Origin of the sequence: Agromyces binzhouensis, assembly GCF_004135055.1 — a bacterium.
In the GTDB taxonomy this organism is placed as follows: Bacteria; Actinomycetota; Actinomycetes; order Actinomycetales; family Microbacteriaceae; genus Agromyces; species Agromyces binzhouensis.
Genome location: NZ_SDPL01000624.1, coordinates 1 through 1,258, shown reverse-complemented (window position 1 = coordinate 1,258; position 1,258 = coordinate 1). Strand labels below are relative to the sequence as shown.

The following is a 1,258-nucleotide window of genomic DNA, read 5'->3' as shown; positions in this document are numbered from 1 at the left end:
GCCGGCCGCTGCGGCCCCGGCCGCGGCGCGAACGGTCGAGAAGCGGATCGCATTCGAGCCGCCGCTCCGGCTCGCCGAGGCGCAGCCCGTTCCAGCTCGGATGCCGCGACCGGGCGCGACGGCGTTCGGTGCCGGCGTCGTCGTGCTCCGGGTGCTGGCCGGCATCGTCTGGCTCGTCGCACTCGCGCTCCAGTGGGACGAGGTGCTGCAGCAGGACCTCGGCGTCGACGCGGACTCGGCGCCGCAGACGGAGGAGGCGTCGCAGCTCGCGCTCGCGGTCCTGCTCGTGGTGATGGGCGGCCTCCTCGTCGTCCAGCTGGTGCTCGCCGTCCGGATCTGGTTCGGCGGCAACCTCTCGCGGATCATCGTGATGCTGCTCTCGACGGTCAACATCACCGTGGCCGCGACCGAGTCCTTCACGGGCAGCGTCGAGGTCACCGTGCGCACGACGCTCGTCACCGTCGCGCTCGACATCATCGTGCTGCTCGCGCTCTCCAGCCGTCCCGCGCGCGCGTTCGCGCGACAGCCGAGACCGGGGCGACGCAGCCGGTGACGACGGCCCCGAGCAGGCGTAGCCTGCGAGCATGGGCGTGCGGCTCGCCGTTCGGCTTCGGCGCACCGCCCTCGCCGCGGTGCTCGCCATGGTCACCCTCGCGCTCGCGGGCTGCATCGAGTTCTACGAGGCGGAGCTCGATCCGGGCCTGATCCGCCGGCTCGAGGAGCACTTCGGCGGCGATCACGATCGCGCCGCCGCCGCGATCGTGGAGGAGGACGGCCTGCACACGGGGTACGTGGCCGCCGACGAGGAGACCGTGTTCGAGGTCGGCTCGATCGCGAAGCTGCTCACCGGGCTGCTCCTGCCGATCGCGGTCGACCGCGGCGAGGTGGCGCTCGACGACCCGGTCGGCCGGTACCTGCCGCTCGGCGACGCGCCGGTGGCCGAACGCACGCTCGAGGAACTCGCGACGCACCGGTCCGGGCTGCCGACGATCACGAGCGACGAGGACCTCCTGATCGCGATCAGCGAGACGGTCGCGACGGGCAGGTCGCTCCCACCCCTCACGGTCGACGAGCTCCTCGCGCTCGCCGCCCGCGAGTCGGCGGAACCCACCGGTCGCGCGGTCTACAGCTCCCTCGGCGCGGCGCTGCTGGGGCACGCGCTCGCCGCCGCCGCGGGCACCGACTACGCGACGCTCGTGCGCGATCGACTGCTCGCGCCCCTCGGCATGGACGGGGCCGACGCCGATTCCGCCGACGA

General features: G+C 73.8%; 2 protein-coding genes. Both read left to right on the top strand.

The annotated features are described in order from the left end of the window. The coding region (locus tag ESO86_RS19465) for a hypothetical protein (RefSeq protein ID WP_165308300.1) at positions 1–553 on the top strand (553 nt) is incomplete at its 5' end. Between the two features lie 31 nt (positions 554–584). Beyond that, positions 585–1,258, top strand: a 674-nt coding sequence (locus ESO86_RS17200; RefSeq protein WP_165308298.1) for a serine hydrolase domain-containing protein, incomplete at its 3' end; no start/stop codon positions are given.